This window comes from Micromonospora sp. NPDC051227 (assembly GCF_044455385.1).
In the GTDB taxonomy this organism is placed as follows: domain Bacteria; phylum Actinomycetota; class Actinomycetes; order Mycobacteriales; family Micromonosporaceae; genus Micromonospora.
This window is the reverse complement of record NZ_JBITET010000003.1, coordinates 329699-352369: the sequence shown is the minus strand read 5'-3', so window position 1 is coordinate 352369 and position 22671 is coordinate 329699. Positions and strand designations below refer to the sequence as shown.

19 protein-coding genes are annotated in these 22671 nt (G+C 72.2%); 7 read left to right on the top strand and 12 right to left on the bottom strand.

The annotated features are described in order from the left end of the window. The first annotated feature begins 93 nt into the window (after nt 1-93). Nucleotides 94-1344 (top strand): phosphoribosylamine--glycine ligase, encoded by a 1251-nt coding sequence (gene purD / locus ACIA47_RS09625; protein WP_396706859.1) that lies wholly within the window; start codon nt 94-96, stop codon nt 1342-1344. 57 nt (nt 1345-1401) lie between these two features. Here purD and ACIA47_RS09620 read toward each other — a convergent pair whose 3' ends face one another. The 3 genes from ACIA47_RS09620 to ACIA47_RS09610 all read right to left on the bottom strand — a co-directional run bounded on the left by ACIA47_RS09620 (nt 1402) and on the right by ACIA47_RS09610 (nt 4830). Beyond that, nucleotides 1402-2964, bottom strand: a complete 1563-nt coding sequence (locus ACIA47_RS09620; protein WP_396707349.1) for an AMP-binding protein — start codon at nt 2962-2964, stop codon at nt 1402-1404. Between the two features lie 197 nt (nt 2965-3161). After that, nucleotides 3162-4376: an acyl-CoA dehydrogenase family protein gene (locus ACIA47_RS09615; RefSeq protein WP_396706857.1), complete on the bottom strand. Its 1215-nt coding sequence runs from the start codon at nt 4374-4376 to the stop codon at nt 3162-3164. 1 nt (nt 4377) lies between these two features. Next, nucleotides 4378-4830: an SCP2 sterol-binding domain-containing protein gene (locus ACIA47_RS09610; protein WP_196920508.1), complete on the bottom strand. Its 453-nt coding sequence runs from the start codon at nt 4828-4830 to the stop codon at nt 4378-4380. 67 nt (nt 4831-4897) lie between these two features. Here ACIA47_RS09610 and ACIA47_RS09605 point away from each other — a divergent pair, with 67 nt between their 5' ends. Further along, on the top strand, nt 4898-5536 hold the full coding sequence (locus ACIA47_RS09605) for a TetR/AcrR family transcriptional regulator (protein ID WP_396706854.1): 639 nt from the start codon (nt 4898-4900) through the stop codon (nt 5534-5536). Here the strand turns inward: ACIA47_RS09605 and ACIA47_RS09600 are convergent. After that, on the bottom strand, nt 5511-6176 hold the full coding sequence (locus ACIA47_RS09600; RefSeq protein ID WP_396706852.1) for a DedA family protein: 666 nt from the start codon (nt 6174-6176) through the stop codon (nt 5511-5513). The two genes, ACIA47_RS09605 and ACIA47_RS09600, sit on opposite strands and share 26 nt — an antisense overlap. Nucleotides 6177-6346: 170 nt before the next feature. Between ACIA47_RS09600 and ACIA47_RS09595 the strand changes: the two genes are divergently transcribed. Next, a complete protein-coding gene (locus ACIA47_RS09595; protein ID WP_396706850.1) occupies nt 6347-7498 on the top strand; it encodes a sensor histidine kinase in 1152 nt (383 codons plus the stop codon). Next, nucleotides 7495-8136, top strand: coding sequence for a response regulator (locus ACIA47_RS09590; protein ID WP_396706848.1), 642 nt, complete (start codon nt 7495-7497; stop codon nt 8134-8136). The genes ACIA47_RS09595 and ACIA47_RS09590 overlap by 4 nt, the downstream gene beginning before the upstream one ends. A gap of 6 nt (nt 8137-8142) precedes the next feature. Here ACIA47_RS09590 and ACIA47_RS09585 read toward each other — a convergent pair whose 3' ends face one another. From ACIA47_RS09585 to ACIA47_RS09555, 7 genes are all read right to left on the bottom strand, one after another. Then, nucleotides 8143-8775, bottom strand: coding sequence for a DedA family protein (locus ACIA47_RS09585; protein WP_396706846.1), 633 nt, complete (start codon nt 8773-8775; stop codon nt 8143-8145). A 166-nt stretch (nt 8776-8941) separates the two neighbouring features. After that, the gene (locus ACIA47_RS09580) at nt 8942-10204 is read right to left on the bottom strand and encodes an adenylosuccinate synthetase (RefSeq protein ID WP_396706844.1); all 1263 of its coding nucleotides are present in this window, start codon (nt 10202-10204) and stop codon (nt 8942-8944) included. Then, nucleotides 10201-11160, bottom strand: coding sequence for a hypothetical protein (locus ACIA47_RS09575; RefSeq protein WP_396706842.1), 960 nt, complete (start codon nt 11158-11160; stop codon nt 10201-10203). The genes ACIA47_RS09580 and ACIA47_RS09575 overlap by 4 nt, the downstream gene beginning before the upstream one ends. A 9-nt stretch (nt 11161-11169) precedes the next feature. Next, nucleotides 11170-12138 carry a serine/threonine protein kinase gene (locus ACIA47_RS09570; RefSeq protein WP_203125851.1) on the bottom strand — a complete coding sequence of 323 codons (969 nt, stop codon included), beginning with the start codon at nt 12136-12138 and terminating at the stop codon, nt 11170-11172. Beyond that, nucleotides 12135-12887: an NUDIX hydrolase gene (locus ACIA47_RS09565; protein WP_396706840.1), complete on the bottom strand. Its 753-nt coding sequence runs from the start codon at nt 12885-12887 to the stop codon at nt 12135-12137. The genes ACIA47_RS09570 and ACIA47_RS09565 overlap by 4 nt, the downstream gene beginning before the upstream one ends. A 182-nt stretch (nt 12888-13069) precedes the next feature. Next, entirely contained in the window at nt 13070-13936 is an 867-nt protein-coding gene (locus ACIA47_RS09560) for a MaoC/PaaZ C-terminal domain-containing protein (RefSeq protein WP_396707347.1), read from the bottom strand. Further along, nucleotides 13936-15306, bottom strand: a complete 1371-nt coding sequence (locus tag ACIA47_RS09555) for a 3-oxoacyl-ACP reductase (protein ID WP_396706838.1) — start codon at nt 15304-15306, stop codon at nt 13936-13938. Before ACIA47_RS09555 ends, ACIA47_RS09560 begins: the two co-directional genes overlap by 1 nt. Nucleotides 15307-15361: 55 nt before the next feature. Between ACIA47_RS09555 and ACIA47_RS09550 the strand changes: the two genes are divergently transcribed. Further along, on the top strand, nt 15362-16654 hold the full coding sequence (locus ACIA47_RS09550) for an acetyl-CoA C-acetyltransferase (RefSeq protein WP_396706836.1): 1293 nt from the start codon (nt 15362-15364) through the stop codon (nt 16652-16654). Between the two features lie 67 nt (nt 16655-16721). On the opposite strand, the gene ACIA47_RS09545 is transcribed toward ACIA47_RS09550, so the two are convergent. Beyond that, nucleotides 16722-19046, bottom strand: a complete 2325-nt coding sequence (locus ACIA47_RS09545) for a PKD domain-containing protein (protein ID WP_396706834.1) — start codon at nt 19044-19046, stop codon at nt 16722-16724. A gap of 274 nt (nt 19047-19320) precedes the next feature. Between ACIA47_RS09545 and ACIA47_RS09540 the strand changes: the two genes are divergently transcribed. Next, nucleotides 19321-20298 (top strand): glycosyltransferase family 2 protein, encoded by a 978-nt coding sequence (locus tag ACIA47_RS09540; RefSeq protein ID WP_396706832.1) that lies wholly within the window; start codon nt 19321-19323, stop codon nt 20296-20298. Beyond that, nucleotides 20291-22633, top strand: coding sequence for a hypothetical protein (locus ACIA47_RS09535; RefSeq protein WP_396706830.1), 2343 nt, complete (start codon nt 20291-20293; stop codon nt 22631-22633). Before ACIA47_RS09540 ends, ACIA47_RS09535 begins: the two co-directional genes overlap by 8 nt. Nucleotides 22634-22671 lie beyond the last annotated feature (38 nt).

Below are 22671 nucleotides of genomic sequence, written 5' to 3'. Positions count from 1 at the left end.
AAGAACGAGTCCACCGCTGACGCAAACCTCTTGATCACCGAGGCCCCTACGGGGATCAACGGGGCTCGGTGGGGGGACAGTAGGATCTCGGGCGTGCGGGTTCTCTTGGTGGGTGGTGGTGGGCGCGAGCATGCGCTTGCGCTCGGGTTGGTGGCGGACTCGGGGGTTTCTGCGGTTGTCGCGGCGCCGGGTAATCCGGGGATCGCTGGCGTGGCTGAGCTGCGAGCGGTCACTCCGACAGATCCGGCCGCGGTGGCGGCGTTGGCCGTGGAGGTGGCGGCTGACCTGGTGGTGGTCGGGCCCGAGGCGCCACTGGTCGCCGGGGTCGCCGATGCGGTACGAGCCAAGGGCATCGCCGTGTTCGGTCCATCCGGCGCGGCAGCCCAGCTGGAGGGCTCCAAGGCGTTCGCCAAGGACGCGATGACTGCCGCCGGCGTGCCGACCGCCCGCGCGTACGTCTGCGCGGACGAGGAGAGCACCGCCCGGGCGCTGGACGAGTTCGGCGCGCCGTACGTGGTGAAGGACGACGGGCTCGCCGCCGGCAAGGGCGTGGTGGTGACCGGTGACCGGGTCGCCGCGTTGGCGCACGCCAACGAGTGTGGACGTGTCGTGGTCGAGGAGTTCCTCGACGGCCCGGAGGTCAGCCTCTTCGTGGTCACCGACGGCGAGGCGGCGTTGCCGCTGGTGCCGGCTCAGGACTTCAAGCGGCTCGGTGACGGCGACACCGGGCCGAACACCGGTGGCATGGGGGCGTACGCGCCGCTGGCCTGGACCCCGCCCGGCCTGGTCGACGACGTCATGCGCGACGTGGTCCACCCGACGCTCGCGGAGATGCGTCGCCGGGGCACCCCGTTCGCCGGCCTGCTCTACGTCGGGCTCGCGATCACCGCCGCCGGCCCTCGGGTGATCGAGTTCAACGCGCGCTTCGGTGACCCGGAGACCCAGGTGGTGCTCGCGCTGCTGGAGACCCCGCTGGGTGGGCTGCTTCATGCCGCGGCGACCGGCAAGTTGGCCGAGCACCCGCCGCTGCGGTGGCGGGACGGCAGCGCCGTGACAGTGGTCCTCGCCTCGGCGGGTTATCCGGCTGCGCCGCGCACCGGCGACGTGATCACCGGTGCGGACCGTCCGGGCATCATCCACGCGGGCACCGCCCGCCGGGCCAGCGACGGCGCGTTGCTCTCCGCCGGCGGCCGGGTCCTCTGCGGTACGGCCACCGGCCCCGACCTGGCCGCCGCGCGGGACGCCGCGTACGCGCTGGTGGACGGGGTGGAGTTGGCCGGCTCGCAGCACCGCACCGACATCGCCGCCGCCGCGATCGAGGATCGGATCACGATTCCCGGCTGACCTCAGGCAACCCCCGGCCGGTGGTCGGGTTTCCGTGAGCGACGCGCCTCGCCACCGTCAGCCGTAGTAGCGGCGCAGTTCTCGGGTGAGCACCTTGCCGGTGGCGTTGCGGGGCAGGTACTTCACGAAGATCACGTCTCGGGGGACGCTGAACCGGGCCAGGAAGTGCCGGACGTACTCGCGGACCGCCTCGGGGTCGAGGGTCTCGCCGGGGTGCAGGGCGAGGAACGCGGAGAGGCGCTGACCGTACTCGGGGTCGGGCACGCCGATCACGGCCGCCTCGCGGACCTGTGGCAGTTGCGCGAGCAGGTCCTCCACCTCGGACGGGAAGAGGTTCTCGCCGCCAGAGACGATCATGTCGTCGGCCCGGCCGTCGACGAAGAGCAGCCCGTCGGCGTTGAGTCGGCCGAGGTCGCCGGTGTCGAGCAGGCCGTCGTGGGTTTCCCGGCTGGCACCTGAGGTGTAGCCCTCGAAGAGCATCTCGTTGCCGACGAAGATCCGCCCGACCCGTCCGTCCGGTACGGGTTGGCCGTCGTCGTCGAGCAGCTCCAGCCGGGTGCCGTGGGGTGGACGGCCAGCGGTGGTGGGTGCCTGACGCAGGTCCTGCGGGGCGGCGATGGAGGCCCAGGAGACCTCGGTGGAGCCGTAGAGGTTGTAGAGGACGTCTCCGTACACGTCCATGAACTTGGGGGCCAGCCCGCCGGGCAGGGCCGAGCCGCTGACCGCGACGACAGTGAGCGTGGGGCGGGGGTCCGGCGGCGGCACCTCCAGCAGCCGCTGCACCATCACCGGTACGGCGAAGAGCGCGTCGCACCGGTGCGCGGTCAGGGCGGCGAGCGTGACGGCCGGGTCGAAGCGGCGGTGCAGCACGATGGTGGCCCGTAGTGCCAGGCAGACCTGAAGGGCGGCGAATCCCCAGGTGTGGAAGATCGGCGCGGCGATCATCACCCGGTCCCGGGCGTGCAGGGGAATGCGGTCGATGATGGACACCAGTGGGCCGAAGCCGCTGGGCGTCGGCCGGCGGGCGCCCTTGGGCGTACCGGTGGTGCCGGAGGTGAGCACGATGATCCGGCCGTCGCGCTCGGGCGGGTGCAGGTCACCCGGCAACGCCCCGGCCACCAACTCCTCGCGGGCGCGTTCGTCGAGCCGGGGCAGCTCGGCGGGGAGGCCGAGGACCCGCTCGGCGAACTCGTCGTCGTGCACGAGGAGCCGCAGCCGCTGCTCCTCGGCGACGGTGCCCAGCTGGGCGGCGCTGAGCCCGGTGTTGACCAGTACCGCGTCGACGCCGAGCACTGTGGCGGCGACGATCGTCTCGATCAGCCCGTGGTGGTTGCGGCAGAGCACGCCGATCCGGTCGCCGGCCTGTACGCCGAGCCCGGCCCGCATCGAGCGGGCCATCCGTTCGGCCCGGTCGAGCAGGTCGTGGTAGGTCAGCTCGACGCCGTCCTCGTCGATGACGGCGGGACGGCCCGGGTCCCGGGCGGCTGCTTGGCGTAGCTCGCCCGCCAGGCTCCACCCCCACGTCCGCAACGCGTTGAGCTGCGAGGCGACCCGGACCGGGCTGCCGGGGGTGAGCAGCCCGCGACGGGTCAGCGTGGCAACGATGAACGGCAGGTCCATGCCGCAGACCTCCTCGGGGTGGTGCGCGGACGGGGCGGCGGCCGGCCCGTCCATCAGGGCTTCTTTCCTTGATCATGCACTGGGCGCGGCTGAAGGCCCAGTTGGCGTCGGCGCGGGGTGACAAAGACGGCACAGATCGTGGAATCCGGGCCACCGTCGGCCCGACCCCGGTCGAGGAGGGGCTGGGCCGACGGTGGTCAGCGGATCTGCATCCCGGAGATCGCCCGGGAGATGACCAGTCGTTGGATCTCCGAGGTGCCCTCGAAGATGGTGTAGATCTTGGCGTCCCGGTACCAGCGCTCGACCGGGTGGTCACGCAGGAAGCCGGCTCCGCCGAGCAGTTGCACTGCCTTCTCGGTGACCGACACCGCCACCTCGCCGGCCTTGAGCTTGGACATCGACCCTTCGCCCGCTGTGAACGGGCGGTTGTTGCGGCCCATCCACGAGGCCCGCCAGACCAGCAGCCGCGCCGCGTCGATCTCCATCCGCATGTCGGCCAGCGCGAACGCGACCGCCTGGTTCTCGATGATCGGGCGTCCGAACTGGACCCGGTCCTTCGCGTAGTCGAGGGCGTACTCGTAAGCGGCCCGGGCCACGCCGAGCGCCTGGGCGCCGACGGTGGGTCGGGACAGCTCGAAGGTGCGCATCGCGGCCTGTCCGGTGACCCGCTGACCGGAGCGGGCCCGGTCCAGGCGTTCCAGCAGGGCGTCTCGTCCGCCGAGCAGGCAGCGGCCGGGTATGCGTACCCCGTCGAGGAAGACGTCGGCGGTGTGTGACGCGCGGAGGCCGAGTTTGCGTAGCTTGCGGGTGGCGGCCAGGCCGGCGGTGCCCGGCGGCACGACGAACGCCGCCTGACCCCGGGAGCCGAGCGCGGGGTCGACGGAGGCGGTGACCACGTGCACTCCGGCGATTCCGCCGTTGGTGGCGTACGCCTTCTGGCCGGTGAGCACCCACTCGTCGGTGGCCTCGTCGTAGACGGCCCGGGTGCGCATCGCGCCGACGTCGGAGCCGGCCTCCGGCTCGCTGGTGCAGAAGGCGGCGACAGCCGGCGAGTCGACGTCGCCGAAGCACTGTGGGACCCATTCGATCATCTGGTCGGGGGTGCCGGCGCCGTAGATGGCGGCGACGGCGAGCGAGGTGCCGAAGATGCTCAGGCCGATGCCGGCGTCACCCCAGAAGAGTTCCTCGCTGGCGATCGGCAGGGAGAGCCCGGTCGGGTCGGCCCAGCAGGTGGCGAGGAACTCGAAGCCGTAGAGGCCGACCTTGGCGGCTTCCTGGATCACCGGCCACGGGGTGTCCTCGCGCTCGTCCCACTCGGCGGCGGCTGGGCGCACGACCTCGGCGGCGAAGCCGTGCACCCAGTCGCGTAGATCCCGCTGTTCCTCGTTCAGGTCGAGCGAGAACTCAGCCATGTCAGGCCTTGGGGATGTCGAACAGGTTGGCGATGTTGGCGGCGAGGCCGAGGTCGCCCTTCGCCTTCAACTTGCCGGTCATGAACATCATCACCGGGTTGGCGCCACCGGAGACGATCTTCAGGAACTCGACCGGGCCCATGGTGAGGCTCAGCTTCGGGTCGTGCTGCGGGGTCTCGTTCACGACGCAGGTGCCGTCGGCGATGACCACCTCGTAGGTGTCGCTGCCGCCGTCGGGGCGACCGGTGATGATCCAGTGGATGACCGCGTTGGTGGAACCGGCCCGGTCCGCGCGGAACAGCGACGGCATCCGGCCGAACACCTCGCCCAGGACCTTGTCGCGCAGGTCGCCGGACATCACCTGGGCGATCTTGTCGTCCGGGGTGGACTTGACCAGCTGGGCGAACTCCTTGGGGCCGACGTTGGCGAAGGTGGCCGGGTCGAAGTCAGTCATCAGGTGCGCCTTCCGGAAGATTGGCTACTCGCGCGTAACCCTACGCACGAGTAGGTATGCTCGCAAGGTGTCCAGCGTCCCCGCCTTCAAGCGCCTGCCTCGCGCCGTCCGCGAGCAGCAGATGCTCGACGCGGCCGTCAAGGTCTTCTCCCGACGTGGCTTCCACGCCGCCAGCATGGACGAGATCGCGGAGGACGCCGGCATTTCCAAACCCATGGTGTACGCGTACCTCGGCACCAAGGAGGAGCTCTTCGTCGCCTGTCTGCACCGGGAGGGCACCCGGATGATGCAGGCCATCGCCGGGGCGGCGGCCCCCGACCTGCCGGCCGACGAGCGGCTCTGGCGCGGGCTGAGGGCGTTCTTCGGCTTCGTGGGCGCGCACCGCGACGGTTGGGCGGTGCTCTACCGGCAGGCCCGGGGCGAGCAGCCGTTCGCCGGCGAGTTGGCCACCATGCGGGCCCGACTGGTCGAGGTGGTCGCCGGGATGCTCGACCACGCGCTGCGCGCCGAGGGCCGCGAGATCGCCGCCATCGACCTGGAGGTCGTCGCGTACGCCCTGGTCGGCGCCACCGAGTCGTTGGCCGACTGGCTCGCTGACCACCCGGACGCCGACCCGGAGAGGACGGCCACCCGGATGATGAACGTGGCCTGGCTCGGTGCCGCCCAACTGCTGCACGGCGTCACCTGGCGTCCGCCGACCGACTGACGGCCCCGGCGGGAAGAGCGTCGGTGCCCGGCTCGCCGGCCCGCGTCGTACGGCGGCGGTTGCGGAGCCAACGGACCACCTCGACGACCACCGTCACCGTCAGGGCGAGGCCCAGACCGAGCAGGAGACCACGCAGCGGGTCCTGCTCGAAGGCCAGCCCGCCGAGGTAGCCGACCAGCGCCGAGTAGAGCCCCCACGAGCCGGCGGCCAGCGCGTCGAAGGCCAGGAACCGTCGCCGTGGATAGCGCACCGCCCCCATGGTGAGGGTGACCGCGGTCCGGCCGCCCGGAATGTAGCGGGCCACGGTGAGGATCAGACCGCCCCGGGTGGCGATCCCCCGGCGGGCCCGGTCGATGGCGGCTCGGCGTCGACCGTCGGGCGGCAGCCGGTCGAGCAGCCGGGTGCCGCCACCCCGACCGATGGCGTACGAGACGTGGTCGCCGACCAGCGCCCCGGCGGCGGCCACCAGGATCACCGCAGGCAGGTACGGCGCTCCGGAGGCCGCGAACACCCCTGCGGTGATCACCGCCGTCTCGCTCGGCACCACCGGGAAGAAGCCGTCGAGCACCGCGATCGCGAAGATCGCCAGGTACACCCAGGGTGAGGACATCGTGTCGTGCAGCAGGTCGAGCAGATCCATGATCCCGATGCTGGTCGGGGTGGCGGCTCCCGACATCGGCCAGTGGTCAGGTCGGCGGCACTACTTAGGTAGCGGCCGGCCCGGACTGTGCATCGGGGTCATCCCCCACCTCACCCGGGTACGGCGCTGCGGGGCGGCCCGATGCGTCGGCTGAGCCCTAGGCTCGCTGCGTGGCCTCCAGCGCCGTCGCCCTCCGGCGGGTCGTCCATCGGTACGCCCCGCCGCTGCTCGCCGTCCTGGTCGCCGTGGCCGTGTGGGCCAGCACGACCGGTGACATCGGGGTCCGCTCGCCGCTGCCGAGCGAGGTCGTGCTGCTGATCGCACTGGGCTCGGCGTGGGCCGCCGGCACGGTCCGGATCCGCCGCTGGCCGTTGTTCCTGGCTGCGGCGGTCGGCTGGTTGGTGCTCGCCGCGGCGGCCGCCGGGGTGCTGGCCTCGTACCAGGCGGGTCTGCGGTTACGAGGTCGCCAACTCGCCAGCTACCTCGCCGGGGCGGCAGTGGTGCTGACCGGTGGGGTGCTGGTCGGGCTGGCGGTGGGTGGCGTACGCCGGATCACCACCGCCAGCACCGGCAACGTGCTGCTGCTCGCCGCCTGTCTGGTGGGGCTTCCGTTGGTCTTCGGCCTCTGGGTGCGGGCCCGTCAGGACACGCTCACCGCTCTACGGGACCGGGCCGAGCGGCTGGAACGCGAGCAGGAGGCCCGCGCCGACCGGGTCCGTGCCGAGGAGCGGACCCGGATCGCCCGGGAGATGCACGACGTGGTGGCACATCGGGTCTCGTTGATGGTGGTGCATGCCGGGGCGCTGGAGGTGACCGCCGTGGAACCGGCGACCGTCGAGGCCGCCGCGCTGATCCGGACGACCGGCCGGCAGGCACTCACCGACCTGCGCGAGGTGCTGGGTGTGCTGCGCCAGGCCGGCCCGGCCGTGACACCGGAGCGGGGGCTCGACGCGTTGGACGAGTTGATCGGGGAGTCCCGTGCCGCCGGGCTGCGGGTGTCCCGACAGGACGAGGGTGCGCCGGCGGCCCTTCCGGCGACGCTGGGGCGTACCGCGTACCGGGTGGTCCGTGAGGCGTTGACCAACGTGCGCAAGCACGCGGCCGACGCCGAGACGACGGTCTGCCTGCGCTACCTGCCCGACGGGCTGGAGGTGCTGGTCCGCAACGGCCCGTCCGAGGGCGGGTCGACGTTGCCGGGTGCCGGGCAGGGGCTCCTCGGGCTGCGTGAGCGGGTGGAGCTGCTCGGCGGCCGGTTGGAGGCAGCTCCCGTGGACGGCGGCTTCCTGGTCAGGGCCCTGATCCCGCTGGCGGGTGTGGCGTGATCCGGGTCGTGGTGGTCGACGACGAGCAGCTGGTTCGGGCCGGGCTGCGGCTGATCCTTGAGGCGGCGGAGGACATCACTGTCGTCGGTGAGGCAGCGGACGGCGTCGGCGCGCTGGAGCAGGCCCAGCGGTTACGCCCCGACGTGGTGCTGCTCGACGTGCGGATGCCGGGCCTCGACGGGCTGACCGTAGCGCCCGACGTGGTCGCCGTCGGCCCAAAGGTGATCATGTTGACCACCTTCGACCTCGACGAGTACGTGCACCGCGCGCTGCGGGCCGGCGCTGTCGGCTTCCTGCTCAAGGACACCCCGCCCCGCGAGTTGGCCGCCGCCGTTCGTACGGTGGCCGCCGGTAACGCCATGCTCGCCCCGACGGTGACCCGACGCCTGATCAGCTCGTTCGCCGAGCGTGGTCCGGCCCGCCGGGACGCGGCCCGGGAGCGGCTCGCACCGCTGACCGAGCGGGAGTTGGCGGTTGTCCGGGAGGTGGCGCGCGGGCACGGCAACGCGGAGATCGCCCGGCGGCTGACGATGAGCGAGGCCACCGTCAAGGCACACGTCAGCCGGGCGCTGGCGAAACTCCACGCGGGCAATCGGGTGCAGCTGGCCATCCTGGTGTACGACGCCGACCTGCTGTGACGGGTGTCAGGTCGATCCGGCCCGGTCGATGGTGGCGGCGCGGCGGCGCGCCCGGTGGCGCAGCCAACGGATGCCCTCGATGGCCAGCGTGACGATCACCGACAGGCCGATCCCGGCGAGGACGCCCTTGACGGGGTGCCGTTCGAAGGCCAGCCCACCGAAGTAGCCGAGCAGCCCGCAGTACAGGGCCCAGGTGACTGTCGCGATCGCGTCGTACAGCAGGAACGACCGGCGGGGATAGCGCACCGCGCCCATGGTGAGGGTGACGGCGGTCCGCCCGCCCGGCAGATACCGGGAGGTGGTCAGGATCAGCCCGCCGCGCCGGTTCAGCGCGCGCCGGGCCCACTCCGAGCTGGCTCGTCGGCGGCTGCCATCGGGAAACCCGGCGAGGCGTCTCGCGCCGCCACCGCGCCCGATGGCGTACGAGACGTGGTCACCGGCGCAGGCGCCCAGCGCGGCGGCGACGATCACCGCCGCCAGCTTGGGACTTCCGCTGGTGGAGAGCACGGCGGCGGTGATGACGGCCGCCTCGCCGGGTACGGCCGGAAAGAACGCGTCGACCGCCGTGAGCCCGAAGATCAGCAGGTACACCCACGGTGAGGTGACCAGCTGTCGGAGCAGGTCGAGCGCCGAGTCCATGCCCCCATGCTCGCCGGGTGCGACCCGCCCGGTGGCCGAAGCCGCTGGATAACCCTCACCTCTCCCCGCGCCGATCTTGCACGTTGTGTCGGGACCATCTCCCGCAAAAGCCGCAGAACAACGACGGAAAGTGCAAGATCGACGGGTTGGGGCGGGCGGGCAGGGGTCAGGCCGTGCGGACCAGGGCCGGTGGGGCGAGCAGCGAGCCGTGTGGGGTCTTGTCGTCGGCGGTGGGGCCGTGCGAGGTCAGTACCACCGGGGTGTCCAGCTCCGCGCGTACCGCTGCCGGCCAGTCCTGCGGCGGTTCGTCGTACACCGGACGGGAGCGCAGCAGGCGGACGGTGAGCGCGGCCTGCCGGTCCAGGTCACCGGGCGGGCCCGGGGTGAGCCGGTCGGTGGTGTCGTAGCGGCGGCAGATCAGCAGGTCGGGGCCGGCCAGGTCGAGGTGGGTCAGGGCCAGGCCGTCGACGCCGCCGGCCGCGGCGAGGGCGTACCGGTGGGCGACCGCGTCGAAGTGGCCGAACCGGAACCGGCCCTGCCACGGGTTCGTGGCGTTGTGTCGGTCGGTGAACGGCAGGCTCGGGTCCTCAGTCACCAGCGGACCGTGTCCGTGCCGGGTGGTGACCACGCGGAGCACCCCGACCCGGGTCACGTCGCCGGACCGGCCCGCCTCGGCGAGCAGGCTGTCCACGTTGGCGAACGTGGTGGTGCTCCAGGTGGTGTACGGGTGGAAGCCGTGCCACTCGTCGAGCAACACCCCCTGCGCGCCCTCGAAGACGCACGTCCCGGTGCGCAGCGCCCCGGCGAGCCAACTGTCGTCGACGACGGCGACCCGCCCGGCGAACCCCGTGAACGCGGGCAGGCAGTCCTCGACCGGTGGCGCGTCCAGCGGGCCCAGCTCGGCGGTCAGCCGGTCCCGCACTGTGGTCAGCCTGCGGCGCAGCAGTGCTGGGCTGTGGCAGTCGGCGACCCGGGGCGCGTCGTCGGGGTGGGCGAGACCGTACGCGACGGCCTCGCCCACCCCCAGCCCGCAGGAGCCGTGCCGGTCGGCTCCCCGGGCGATCTCGCGGGCCCGGTTGGCGGCCCGGTGGTACGGGGTGGCGAGCAGTGCGTCCCCGTCGACGGTCAGCCGGTCGAGCGCGTCGGACACCCCGAGGGTGGCGAGGTGGTCGGCCTCGGCGGCCAGCGCCAACGGGTCGACCACCACGTGCCGGGACAGGTGCGTACGCACACCGGGATGGAACGTGCCGGCCCCGAACTGCGCGAACGTGTGGTGCCGCCCGTCGCGCAGCACGACGTTGTGTGCCGCCTGCGCGCCCCCGTTGAAGCGGACCACCGTGTGCACGGGACGGGTGGCGCAGAGCCAGTCCACCACAGTGCCCTTGCCGGCATCGCCGTAGCCGAGGTCGACCACCGCCACGTGGTTCACAGCCGGGTCACCCCGCTGGCGGTGTCGCGGAACGCCGGCAGCGTCGACACCTCGGCCCGCCGGTTCCGGCCGAGGCGGGCCAGCGCCTTCGACACGGTCCCGGTGGCGCCGGAGCCGGCGCGGTCCAGGTCGCGCAGGCCCTCGGCCAGGTCGATGGCCTGTTCGCCGAGGCCGATGGTGAGCGCGATGGTCTCGCAGACCGCGTCGAGGTCGTCGAGCACTACGGCGTTCTGCCCGAGCAGGTCCCGCCAGAAGTCGAGCACCTTGGCGTTGCCGGCGTAGTGGCTGCCGGCGGGGAGCAGGTAGTAGGTGTCCCAACGGCGGGTCACCTCGTCGACGACCTGCCGCAGCGGCACGTCCTCGGAGAGGTCGTCCCCGATCAGGCCGGCCACCTCCCGGGCCTTCACCCGCTGGTACGCCAGCTCGTCGCCGATGATGAACAGGTAGCCGCGCCGGCCACGCTTCTCCCAGTTGTCGGTGACGGTGTGCCGGGCCATGAAGTACATCGCCAGCTCGTACGACTCGCTCATCTGTCCGCCGCCACCGCCCTCCAGCACGATCCGGCCGAGGTCGTCGTCCATCCGGTTGTCCGACTCGAACTGGCCCACCTGCAACGGCACCCGGTCGCAGGTGGCGTCGCCGATGGCGCCGAACATGATCTGCGGGTCGCTGGCGTAGCCCTGCCGTTGCAGCAGCCCGAGCAGCTGCGGCAGCTTGGTCTGCAGGACCCGCGGCACAGTGCGCATCGAGCCGGTCACGTCGAAGAGCACCGCGACGGGCGTCGACCGGGGGTGCTCTTCGGAGTCGCGGCTCTCGCGGGTCGCGTCCCTGGGGTCGAGCGCGGGGTGCACCGTGCGCGCCCCGCTGTCGCTGTAGGAGAAGGCGCTCTTGCCGGTGGACCGGCGGTAGCGGTCGGCGGCGTCGTACACGTCGGTGGACCAGATTCCACTGCCCATGACAGCTCCTTAGGGGGTGAGGGTGAAGGGTCGGAAGGTGCGTGGCCCGTAGAGCCGGTCCAGCACCTGGTCGAGCTCGCGCAGCAGACGCCAGGCGTCGTCGGGTCGGGCGTCCAGGGATCGTTGCCGGCAGCCCTGCGCGAAGGTGTGCAGCTCGCGGGGTGCGCGCGGCCCCATCAGCCAGCTCATGCAGTGGCTGGCCATCGCGATGTCGGTGCCCGGGCCGCACTGCTGCTTCTTGAGGACCTCCTCCGGGTCCCAGCCGTGCCCGGGTACGACCGCCGGGACCGTGCCTCCGACGGCCGCGGAGAAGCACCAGTCGATCAGCACCACGCCGTGGGCGTCCGGCTCGATCAGCACGTGCCGGGGCAGGACAGCGCCATGCACCACGCCCGCCCGGTGGGCCAGGCCGAGCACCACCAGCAGCCGCCGCCACATCCAGGCCACATCCCGGGCGTCCAGCCCGTCGGGGTACGCGCGCCGCACCTCCTCGAGGTCGTGCAGGCCGGGTGCGGCGGCGAGGACGTTGATCCGCCGCTCCGCGCCGGTGGCGGCGTCCCGGTGCCGGAACTCGTCGACGAGTCGGGGCACGTACGGCAGGTAGCGCGGGTCGCCGCGCTCGGCGATGGTGCGCAGGGCGTGCGCCTCGCGGGCCATCAGGTCGTTGTCGGTGGGCCGTCGAGGAAGCTTGAGCAGCCGGTCGTCGCCGACGTCGTAGAGGTCGGCCAGGTCACCCGAGTGGGCTGGCGCGCCGAGCTGGTAGTCGCCGAGGACCGTGGTCTGCCGTGCCTGCCACCGGGTGGTGACCTGGATGAACGCGTCGATGGCTTCGGCGCGTACCGCCGGGTCGGTCGGCAGGCGGTCGGGGTGCAGGGCCGCGACCAGCTCGCGGTAGCGGCGGGCGGGCTGGTCGGCGCCGAACAGGTCCGCGTCGGTGCGGGCGGCCGCGACCAGGCGAATGGCCTCCGCGGCCCTCACCGCACCGTCTCCTCGCCGGCGGGGCGCAGCAGCGCCGGGTGCAGCAGGCGGGCGTCGCCGGCCCGGTAGAGCCGGGCGCGCGGGCCGCCTCGGGCACCACCGCGCTCCGTGCTGGCGCCGGTGCTCTCCACGAAGCCCGGCACGGAGAGCACCTTGCGGTGGAAGTTGCCGGCGTGCAGCGGGTGCCCCCAGACCGTCTCGTAGACGGCGCGCAGTTCGCTGATGGTGAACTCGGCGGCGAGGAAGCGGGTGGCGAGTGGGGTGTACTCCAGCTTGGAGCGGGCCCGTTCCAATGCGTCGTCGATGATCCGGCCGTGGTCGAAGGCGAGCTGTCGGCTGGTCAGCGCGGTCACCGGCAGCCAGAGCGCCTCGTCGGCGTCGCTGCCGGCGGCCGGGTCCGGCAGGTCGGGGGCGAACGCGAGGTGGGCGATCGAGACGATCCGCATGCGCGGGTCACGGTCGGGAGCGCCATAGCTGCCCAACTGCTCCAGGTGTACGCGGCGCAGCGCCTCGCCGCCGAGCCCGGTCTCCTCGGCCAGCTCCCGTCGGGCGCCGGCGGTCAGGTCCTCGTCGGGGCGGACGAAGCCCCCGGGCAGCGCCCAGTGCCCCGTGAAGGGTGCCTCGCCGCGCCGGATCAGCAGCAGGTGCAGTGCGCTGTCGCGGATGGTCAGCGCCACCACGTCGACGGTCACGGCGACCGACGGGTAGGCCCGGGGGTCGTACGCGGCCAGGAACTCCTGCTCGTTCATCACGTCTCTCTCATCCTGAGAACATCTCTCTGTGAGAACAACTTAGCGCAGAAGTGCGCGCCTGCCAAGGGCAACTCAGCGCACGAACCCGCCTGGTGCGCTCAGCGCACGGAGCCAGCGCGGTGCGCTCAGCGCACGGAGCCAGCGCGGTGCGCTCAGCGCACGGAGCCAGCGCGGTGCGCTCAGCGCACGGAACCGGTCAGGTGGGGTCGGCCACGGGAGTCGTGCACTGCGAACCCGCCGTCGGGCAGGAGCGCGAAGCTGACGGTGCTCGGCAGCGGCACGGGCAGCTTGAAGGCGACCTCGACGGTGTAGGCGTCCGGCAGCCGGGCCTCCAGCGCCGCCAGGCAGCGCGCCTTGCTCCACATGCCGTGCGCGATCGGCCGGCGGAAGCCGAACAGCCGCGCCCCGGGCCGGGAGGTGTGGATCGGGTTGTGGTCGCCGGAGACCCGCGCGTACTCCGTACCGATGCGCGGTTCCACCCGCCAGCGGGCGGTGGCCGTCGGCGCCGCGGGACGTTCGCCGGCCTCGCGCCCGCCCGGCTTGCGCTCCCGACCGAGGTACGTCGAGACGCCGCGCCACACCTCCTCCCCGTCGACCGAGCCGACCAGCACCACGTCCACCTGCCGCCCCCGGTCGTGTGGGCGCAGGTCCTGCGCGTACGTGGTGAAGTCGAGGGTCTCGTCGGCGGTGATCGGGCGGTGCGTGGTGATCCGGTTGCCGACGTGCACCAGGCCGATCAGCGGGAGGGGAAAGTCCGGCGCGGTCATCAGGCGCAGGGCCAGCGGAAAGCCCATGACGTGCGGGAACGTCGCGGGCAGCCGATCGGTGAGCCGGAACCCGCAGACCCGGTCGTAGTCGGCCAACTGCGCTCGGTCGACGCTGACCCCGCCCACTGCCAACTCGACCGCCGGCAGGTCGGGCCCGCGCCGCCCCTTGCCGAGGCCCGGCAGCGCGCCGAGCAACGCCCGTCGGTGCAGCGCCCCGACCGCCGGCATGCGGGGCAACTCGACCCGGGTACGGCCGCCCCACTCCGACACCGCGCCCATCACGCCCCCAGCAAACTCTGGCCGCAGACCCGGACCACGTTTCCGCTGACCGCACCGCTGGCCGGCCAGGCCAGCCAGCCGATCGTCTCGGCCACGTCCACCGGCAACCCGCCCTGGGCCAGGCTGTTCATCCGCCGCCCCGCCTCGCGGACCACCAGCGGGATGCGCGCGGTCAGCCGGGTCTCGATGAAGCCCGGGGCCACCGCGTTGACGCTGATCCCGTGCTGCCGCAGGGCCGGCGCGAGTGAGTCGACCAGCCCGATCACGCCGGCCTTGCTGGTGGCGTAGTTCGTCTGCCCCCGGTTGCCGGCGATCCCGGCGATCGACGAGACCGAGATGATCCGCCCGCCGGCCGGGATCAGCTCCCGCGCCAGCAGTACGTCGTTGATCCGCTCCTGGCTGGAGAGGTTGACGTCGATCACCTGGTCCCACCGGTCGGCGTCCATCCTGCCGAGCGTCTTGTCCCGGGTGATGCCGGCGTTGTGCACCACCACGTCGACCCGGCCGTGCCGGCCGGCCAGGTGCTCGGCGAGTCGGGTCGGCGCGTCCGGCGCGGTCAGGTCGAGTTGGACGGCGGTGCCGCCGATGTCGTTGGCCACCGCGGCGAGCGCGTCACCGGCGGCCGGGATGTCCAGGGCCACCACCTTCGCGCCGTCGCGGGAGAGCACCTTCGCCAGCGCCGCGCCGATGCCCCGTGCGGCGCCGGTGACCAGCACGACCTGCCCGTCCAGCGGGCGGTCCCAGTCGGCGGGGACGCTCGCCGCGCCGGGGCCGACCCGGATGACCTGCCCCGACACGTACGCGGACCGGCCGGACAGCAGGAACCGGACCGTCGACTCGAGGCTCGTGATGGTGCCAGCCGAGTGGGCCGGGTCGACCGACGCGTCACCGCTCACGTAGACGAGTTGCGCGGTGGTACCCCGGCCGAACTCCTTGCCGATGCTGCGGACCAGCCCTTCGAGGGCGCGTTGGGCGGTCGCCTCGCGGGGTGTCGGGCACTCCTGTGGCGAGGTGCCCAGCACGATCACCCGACCGCTGGACAGCACGGCCCGGGCCTGCGGGTGAAAGAAGTCGTAGAGCTGGCGCAGGTCGGTCGAGTCGATGATCCCGGTGGCGTCGAAGAGCAGTGCCCCGTACCGCTGCGGGTTGGCCCCGGCAGGGTCGGCCAGCTCGACCCCGGCGCTGGCGAGGATCTTGGCAACCGGCTCGGCGAGCCGGCCGCCGGTGGCCGCGCCGAGCAGGGCCGGGCCGGCCAGCAGCGGGTCGCCGGGGTGGTGCCGGCGCAGTCGGGGCGGGTCGGGCAGCCCGAGGCGCTTGACCAGCGCGCGGCCGGCGGCCGATTGGACGAAGCTCGCGTACCTGTCGGTCATGGGCGTAGCCTACTGGCGAGTAGGGTTCGAGCAACACATGTCGAGGAGGCGGATCGTGCAGAACATCCGGCGGGTCGCGGTCATCGGGGGCAACCGCATCCCCTTCGCCCGTTCCAACGCCCGCTACGCGGACGCGTCGAACGCGGACCTGCTCGGCGCGGCGCTCGACGGGCTGATCGCCCGCTACGGGCTGGCCGGGCAGCGCATCGGCGAGGTGGTCACCGGGGCGGTGCTCAAGCACTCCCGCGACTTCAACCTCACCCGCGAGGTGGTCCTCGGCTCCCGGCTCGACCCACACACCCCGGCGTACGACATTCAGCAGGCCTGCGGCACCGGCCTGGAGGCGACAATTCTGGTCGCCAACAAGATCGCCCTCGGTCAGCTCGACGTGGGCATCGCCGGCGGTGTCGACACCACCTCCGACGCCCCGCTCGCCGTCAACGAGGAGATGCGCCGCACGCTGCTCAAGCTCAACTCGGCCCGTACGCTGGGCGAACGGCTCAAGATCGCGGCGAAGCTGCGCCCGTCCCAGCCGTTCAAGCCGGAGATCCCACGCAACGCCGAGCCGCGTACCGGGCTGTCCATGGGCGACCACGCCGCCCGGACCGCAGTGCGCTGGCAGATCGACCGGCGCTCCCAGGACGAGTTGGCGCTGCGCTCACACCAGCGCCTCGCCGCCGCGTACGACAGGGGTTTCTTCGACGACCTGATGACGCCGTACCTGGGGCTCACCCGGGATGCGAACCTGCGCCCGGACAGCAGCCTGGAGAAGCTCGCCTCGCTGAAGCCGGTCTTCGGCACCCGTGGCCCGGACGCCGAGCACGCCACCATGACGGCCGGCAACTCGTCACCCCTCACCGACGGGGCGTCCACGGTGCTGCTGGCCAGCGAGGAGTGGGCGGCGGCGCACCACCTGCCCGTGCTGGCCTGGTTCAGCTGGTCGGAGACGGCGGCCGTGGACTTCGTGCACGGCGATGAAGGGCTGCTGATGGCACCCGTGTACGCGGTGCCCCGGATGCTGGCCCGTGCCGGGCTGACGTTGCAGGACTTCGACTACTACGAGATCCACGAGGCGTTCGCGTCGCAGGTGCTGGCCACCCTCGCCGCCTGGGAGTCGCCGGAGTTCGCCAAGGACCGGCTCGGCTTGGACGCCCCGCTGGGCGCGGTCGACACCGACCGCCTCAACGTCAACGGTTCGTCGCTGGCCGCCGGGCATCCGTTCGCCGCCACCGGTGGACGCATCGTGGCGACCCTGGCCAAGCTGCTGGCCGAGCGGGGCAGCGGGCGCGGGCTGATCTCCATCTGCGCCGCCGGTGGTCAGGGCGTGACCGCCATCCTGGAACGCTGAACGGACTGTGCACGGCGACGCCCGCCCGACCCGAGGGTCTGGCGGGCGTCGACAGTGCGGTAGGGGCTCAGCCGAGGGTGAACCGCTCCCAGGAGCTGATGACCGGGCCGCTGGCGATCAGTGGCTTGCTGCCCGCGCCGTCGGCGCTGACGTACTTGTTGTTGATGCTGGCCTTGAAGCTGACAGTGCCGTCGCTGCTGCGGACCAGGGTGAACCGCTCCCAGGTGCTGGCCGTCGGTGCGTTCGCGATCAGCGGCTTGGATCCTGCGCCGTCGGCGGACACGAAGCGGTTGTTGACGCGGGCGAGGAGGCCGACCTGCCCGTTGCCGAGATCCACCACGTCGAACCGCTCCCAACTGCTAGCGGTCGCCGCGCTCGCGATCAACGGCTTGGTCCCCGCGCCGTCGGCGCTGACGAAGCGACCGTTGACCCGGGCCTTCAGGGACCGGTTCGCGTCCGGGACGACGACCTGGAGGAACTTCTCCCAGGCGCCGATGGAGGGTCGGCTGGCGCTCAGCGGAATGGCGCCGCCGACGTCCGCGGTCACGTACTGGCTGGTGATGGGGGTCTGGAGGCTGATGGTGCCGTCGGCGTTGCGCACCAGCGTGAACATCTCGCGTACGTCCACGACGACGCTGTCCGCGGTCAACGTGGCGAGGTCGGACTGGGCGACGGCGACGTAGCGACCGACCGCCCGGGAGAAGAGGGCGACCTTGCCGTTGCCGGCGTCCGCCAGGTCGAACTGCGCAATGGCGGTCGGTTCAGCCTGGTTCGGTCGAAGCCCGTGGCTTTTCTCGTAGCTCACGTAGCGGCGGTTGGACAGGGCGCGCAGACCCACCGTTCCGGTCCGCCGCAGCATGCTGATCTGCCTGTTGTGAGCCGCCGACCGACCATCGGTCCCGGTGACCGTGACGATGACGAGATAGTTGCCCGGGTTCGCGTAGGTGTGCGAGGCGATCGGGCTCGTCTGGGTGACGGCGCTGCCGTCGCCGAACGAGAACTGGTAGGACGCGATCTGGTTGAGGCCGGGGGTGGAGGCGGACGCGTCCACAGTCACCGACTGCGCCTGGAGATTCAGGGCGACGTCGAACGACACCACCGGGGCGCGGATGGCCTCCACGGCGCCACGGTCGGCGTAGGGAACCGGGCCGGCACCGGTGTCGGGTATGGCCGGGTCGTCGACGCGCGGCGAGCCGGCGCGGTCGAGGGTCGGGTAACCGGGGGCGGCCGAGTTCGCCGAGTCGATGTTGTCCCGGGCCTGTCCCGTCTCGCGGTCGTGCGCGGCCTGGCCGGAGGCGGCCCGGAACGCGGCGAGGCCCATCCGGGTGTTCCAGGCGTAGATCTGCGGGGAGTCGTTGTTGTAGTGGTGGGCGTTGTTGTAGTCGACCACCGTCTTTCCGACGGCCCCGCCGTAGACGCCGATCTCGACGCCGTCGAGGAACGCCGCATCGCAGTAGCTCTGGTTGAAGAAGCCGTTCGTGATCAGCACGTTGTTCTGCACTGAAACGCCGGACGAAGCACCGTCGACCCGGATCCCGTCGCGGCAACGGTCCTTGATGGTGTTGTTGGTGATCGCCGTGCCGGTGCCACCGTTGTTGTGCACCCCGTGGCCGGGGCCACCGTCGATCTGGTTGTTGGCCACCACAGTGTCGACCGCGCCCGCCCCGATGGCGACTGCCGCTCCGGTGAAACCGCTGACCTTGCTGTCGAGGATGCTGACTCTCGGGCCGTCGACCCGAACGCCGACGCCGTCGGAGGGTGTCCGGTACCCGGCGGTGCTCAACACGTTCACGGATTTGACCAGCACGTCGCTGCTAGCGGCGTCGATGATGATCCCGGCGTTCAGGGCCGGTCCGCTGGCGTTGATCTGCTTCAGCGTCGACTCGGTGACACCGGCCAACCGGACCGCGGGCGCGGTCGAGGAGGTGTCCATCGCGAAGTTGCCGCCCTGGATGGTGATTCGCGAGGAGTTGCGCAGGTCGAGGCCGGGCAGCACGCTTGTCGACCCGTTGGTGCGCAGATTCTTGAGTACGACATCATGCTGGCCGTCGATCACGAAGCCGGCGGTCGCGCCGATCAGAGTCGCCACGCCACTGGTCAGGAAGGTGATTGGCTGCTCCGGCGTGCCGGACGTGGGGATCGCGACGCGCTCCCGGTAGTTGCCGCCGCCGACGTCCACCGACTGACCGGCCGTGACCACCGCGGCCGCCGCGCCGATGGTGCAGAACGGTTGCGTCAACGTGCCCGGGAACTGGTCGGAGCAGCCGGTGGTGGGGTTCTGCCGGACGTAGAGCGTCGTCGGAGCGTCCGCCTGGGCGGGCAGCGCGGTGCCCACCAGGGTGCCGCCGGTCAGTACGACGGTCGCGAAATCGGCGAAGAGGGATTTACGCATGCTGGCCTCGAAGATGAGGAGGAACCGGCGACGCCGGGAGTCAGATACAGGTGATCTTGCATGATCGGCAGGCGAGGCGCTGACCCGGGTGACAAAACGGCCAGCCGCCTCGTGACCGCCCTGGTCGCAGCGGATCGAAGCGGCCGACAGGTAGACGTTCACGTCCTGTTCAACGGGTGGCTGACCGCCCGTGAGGTTGTCGGGTAACGGTGACCGTCCGCACCCCCGAACGAGGTGCGTTCGATGCCACCTGCGTCCGGAACGGGGCCGGTAAGTGTTGGTGCTGTCTGTCGTCATTCCGATGTACAACGAGGCCGCGGTCATCCCGGCCCTGATCGACCGGCTGCGTCCGGCCCTCGACGCGCTCAGCGTCGAGTACGAGGTGGTGGCCGTCGACGACGGCAGCCGGGACGACACCGTCTCAGTGCTCTTCACCCATGCGCGGAGCTGGCCGCAACTGCGCCTGCTCCAGTTGCGCCGCAACAGTGGACACCAAGCGGCGTTGACCGCCGGGCTGTACCGCGCCCGTGGGCAGTGGGTGGTCAGCCTGGACGCCGACCTGCAGGACCCGCCGGAGACGGTCGCCGAGATGCTGAGGGTGGCCCGTGAGCAGGGCGTCGACGTGGTGTACGGCGTACGCGCCGACCGCAGCTCGGACACCGTGTTCAAACGGCGCAGCGCGCAGCTCTACTACCAACTGATGCGGCGGCTCGTCGGCGCCGAGGTGCCCGCCCAGGCCGGCGACTTCCGGCTGGTGAGCCGGGAGGTGATCGAGACCCTGCGTCAGCTGCCCGAACGCACCCCGGTCTACCGGCTGCTGGTACCCGCGCTCGGCTTCGCCAGCGCGGAGGTGCGCTACTCCCGAGAGGTTCGGGCGGCGGGCGAGACGAAATATCCACTGCCCCGGATGATCGCGCTCGCCTGGGACAGCATCGCCAACTTCTCCGCAGCGCCGCTGCGTCTCGCCACCTGGCTGGGAGCGATCAGCTTCCTGGCCTGTCTCGGCCTCATCGGCTTCGGCGTCGTGGCGTACGTGCGCGGTCTGACCATCCCGGGCTGGACGTCGACCTTCGTGGCGGTCCTGCTCCTCGGTGGCGTGCAACTGGTCTGTCTCGGCCTGCTCGGCGAGTACGTCGGGCGGATCTACGCGACAGTGCAGGGTCGACCGACGTACCACGTCGGGGCCGACTCGGCGGACACCGAGCTGGCCTCCCCGTTTCCCGCCGCACCGGTGGGTAGCGCCGGTGCCTGACTCGCTCGGGTTGGTGGACCGACCCGCCTCAGCGCCCGCGCCGCAGCCGGACCGACGACTCGCCCGGTCACTCCGGTCCGCCGTGGTCGCGGCCCTGCCCTGGGCGGTGCTCCTCGCCGCGATGCCGGCCGCCTGGTCGTACACCGACGTTCCCGCCGTCGACGTGCTCCGCTACGTGGCGTACTGGTCGTTGGCCCTGGTGTTACCCGGCACCCTGGTGCACCGGGCGGTACGCGGTGGCCGCGGCAACCTGCCGGAGGACCTGGGCTTCGGCGCGGCCACCGGCCTGCTCCTCGAACTCGGTGCCTGGGTCGCCGCCGCGGCCACCGGTCAGCAGCACCTGCTGCGATGGTGGCCGGTGCCCCTCGTACTCGCCTTCCTGGCCGTTCCCCGGCTACGTCGGCACTGGCGGGTCGGGGCCCGCCGGCCGCTCCCTCTCGCCTGGCACTGGTCTGTCGTCGCTGTGCTGCTACTCGTGTTGCTGTGGGCCGTCGCGCAGTGGCGTCTGGTGCCGCTCCCGCCGGTGAACCACAGCTACTACCAGGATCTGCTCTACCACCTGTCGCTGGTCCAAGAGCTGACCCGGGACCTACCCTTCCAACTGCCGCAGCTGGCCGGCGAGCCGCTGCGCTACCACTACCTGTCCGACGCGCACATGGCCGCCGGCAGCATGATCACCGGTATTCCACCCGCGACGGTCCTGCTACGGCTGTGGCTGGCGCCGGTCGCCGTTGTCAGCGTGCTGGTCACCGCCGGCCTGGCCCGGGACCTGACCGGCCGCTGGTGGGCGGGCCCGGTGGCGGGCGCGGCGGCTGGCCTCGGCATGCCGGTGGCCGTCAACTCGGCCATCGCGGACGGCGCCTTCGCATTCTCCTTCTCCAGCCCGTCACAGACGTACGTCCTGCCACTGCTGGTGCTGCTCGCCGGCATCTGCGTCGACGCCGTACGCGGGCGACCGCTGGGCGTGGCCTGGGCGTTGCTGCCGGCACTCGGGCTGGCCTGCGCCGGCGCCAAGTCCAGTGCGCTGCCGCCGCTGATCGCCGGCGTCGCCGTGGCCGTCGCCGCCACCTGGTGGCAGCAGCGCGGGCGGGTGCCCTGGCCGGCGCTCGCAACCCTGCTCTGTCTGGTGGTGCCGATGGGCGTCGGCTATCTCCTCTTCGCCGGCGGCGGAGCGGGCACCCTCGCCCCACAGGCGTTCGCGTTCCTGCACGCGATGCCGCAGTACCGGGAGACCATCGGCGCGGGCGACGGGGTGCGCGGCGGCGGGCTGCTGCCGTTCGGTCTGAGCAGGGCGGGGGCGTCCGGTTGGCTGCTGACATTCGTCCTGCTCGGCTGGTGGCTGCTGGTGCAGTTGCCCCGGCTGATCGGCATGCTGGTCCTCGCCGGGCCACGCCGTGCCGATCCGGCACCCTGGCTGCTGTCGGGGGCGGTGCTCGCCGGCGCGGGCGGCATCTGGACCCTGCACCATCCGTCGTTGAGCCAGGTCTACTTCTGGTTGGACGTGCTCCCGTTCGGCGCCGTGCTGACCGTGTGGCTGCTCACCCTCGTCCGGCCGCCCTGGCCGGTGGCGGTGTCCGCCGCGGTGCTCGGCGTGGCGTCGTACCTCCTTGTGCCCATGATGCCCCGGCCGGCCGCGACCATGGCCGGTTGGATGGGCGTCCTCGGCCGGTCGTACCTGCGGCTCGCGGTCCTTCTCCTACTGGCCGCGCTCGTCGCGATCGGAGTCCGTGCGCTGCTGGGTGGCCCCGACGGCGGCGGGCGGCGGCGGACCGTGGCGGTGGCGTTGGCCGGCGTCACGGCGGCGCTGCTGGGCGCGAGCGTCGCCCGGGGCGTCGACGGAGCCGTCCGGTACGTCCAGGTCGCACCGGGGCTGCCCGCGTCTGTCGCGCAGCCGTCCACGGTGACGGCGGCGGAGATGCGGGCCGCGCTGTGGCTGGACGAGCACGCGGCGGCCGACGACGTGGTGGCCACCAACGTGCACTGCCGCCCGGTGCCGACCACCGCGCACTGCGACGCCCGCGCCTACTGGGTGACCGGGCTGGGTGGGCACCGGACGGTGGTGGAGAGCTGGGGCTACACCGATGCCGCCCTGGCCGCCAACGGACGGCGGGGTCTCGGATACGTACGGCAGGATCCGCCGGACCCGGCCCGGTTCGCGCTGAACGAGAGGGTGTTCCGGGCACCCACCACGGCCGACCTGGACCGGCTGCGCGCCGACTACCGGGTCCGGTGGCTGTTCGCCGACACCCGGGCCGGCGAGGTGTCGCCCGCGTTGGCCGGGCTGGCCCAGGTACGCCTCGTCTCCGGCAGCGTGACGGTCTACGAGCTGCGCTGACCGGCCCTCGCACGACGACGCCCGCCGGACCCTGAGGT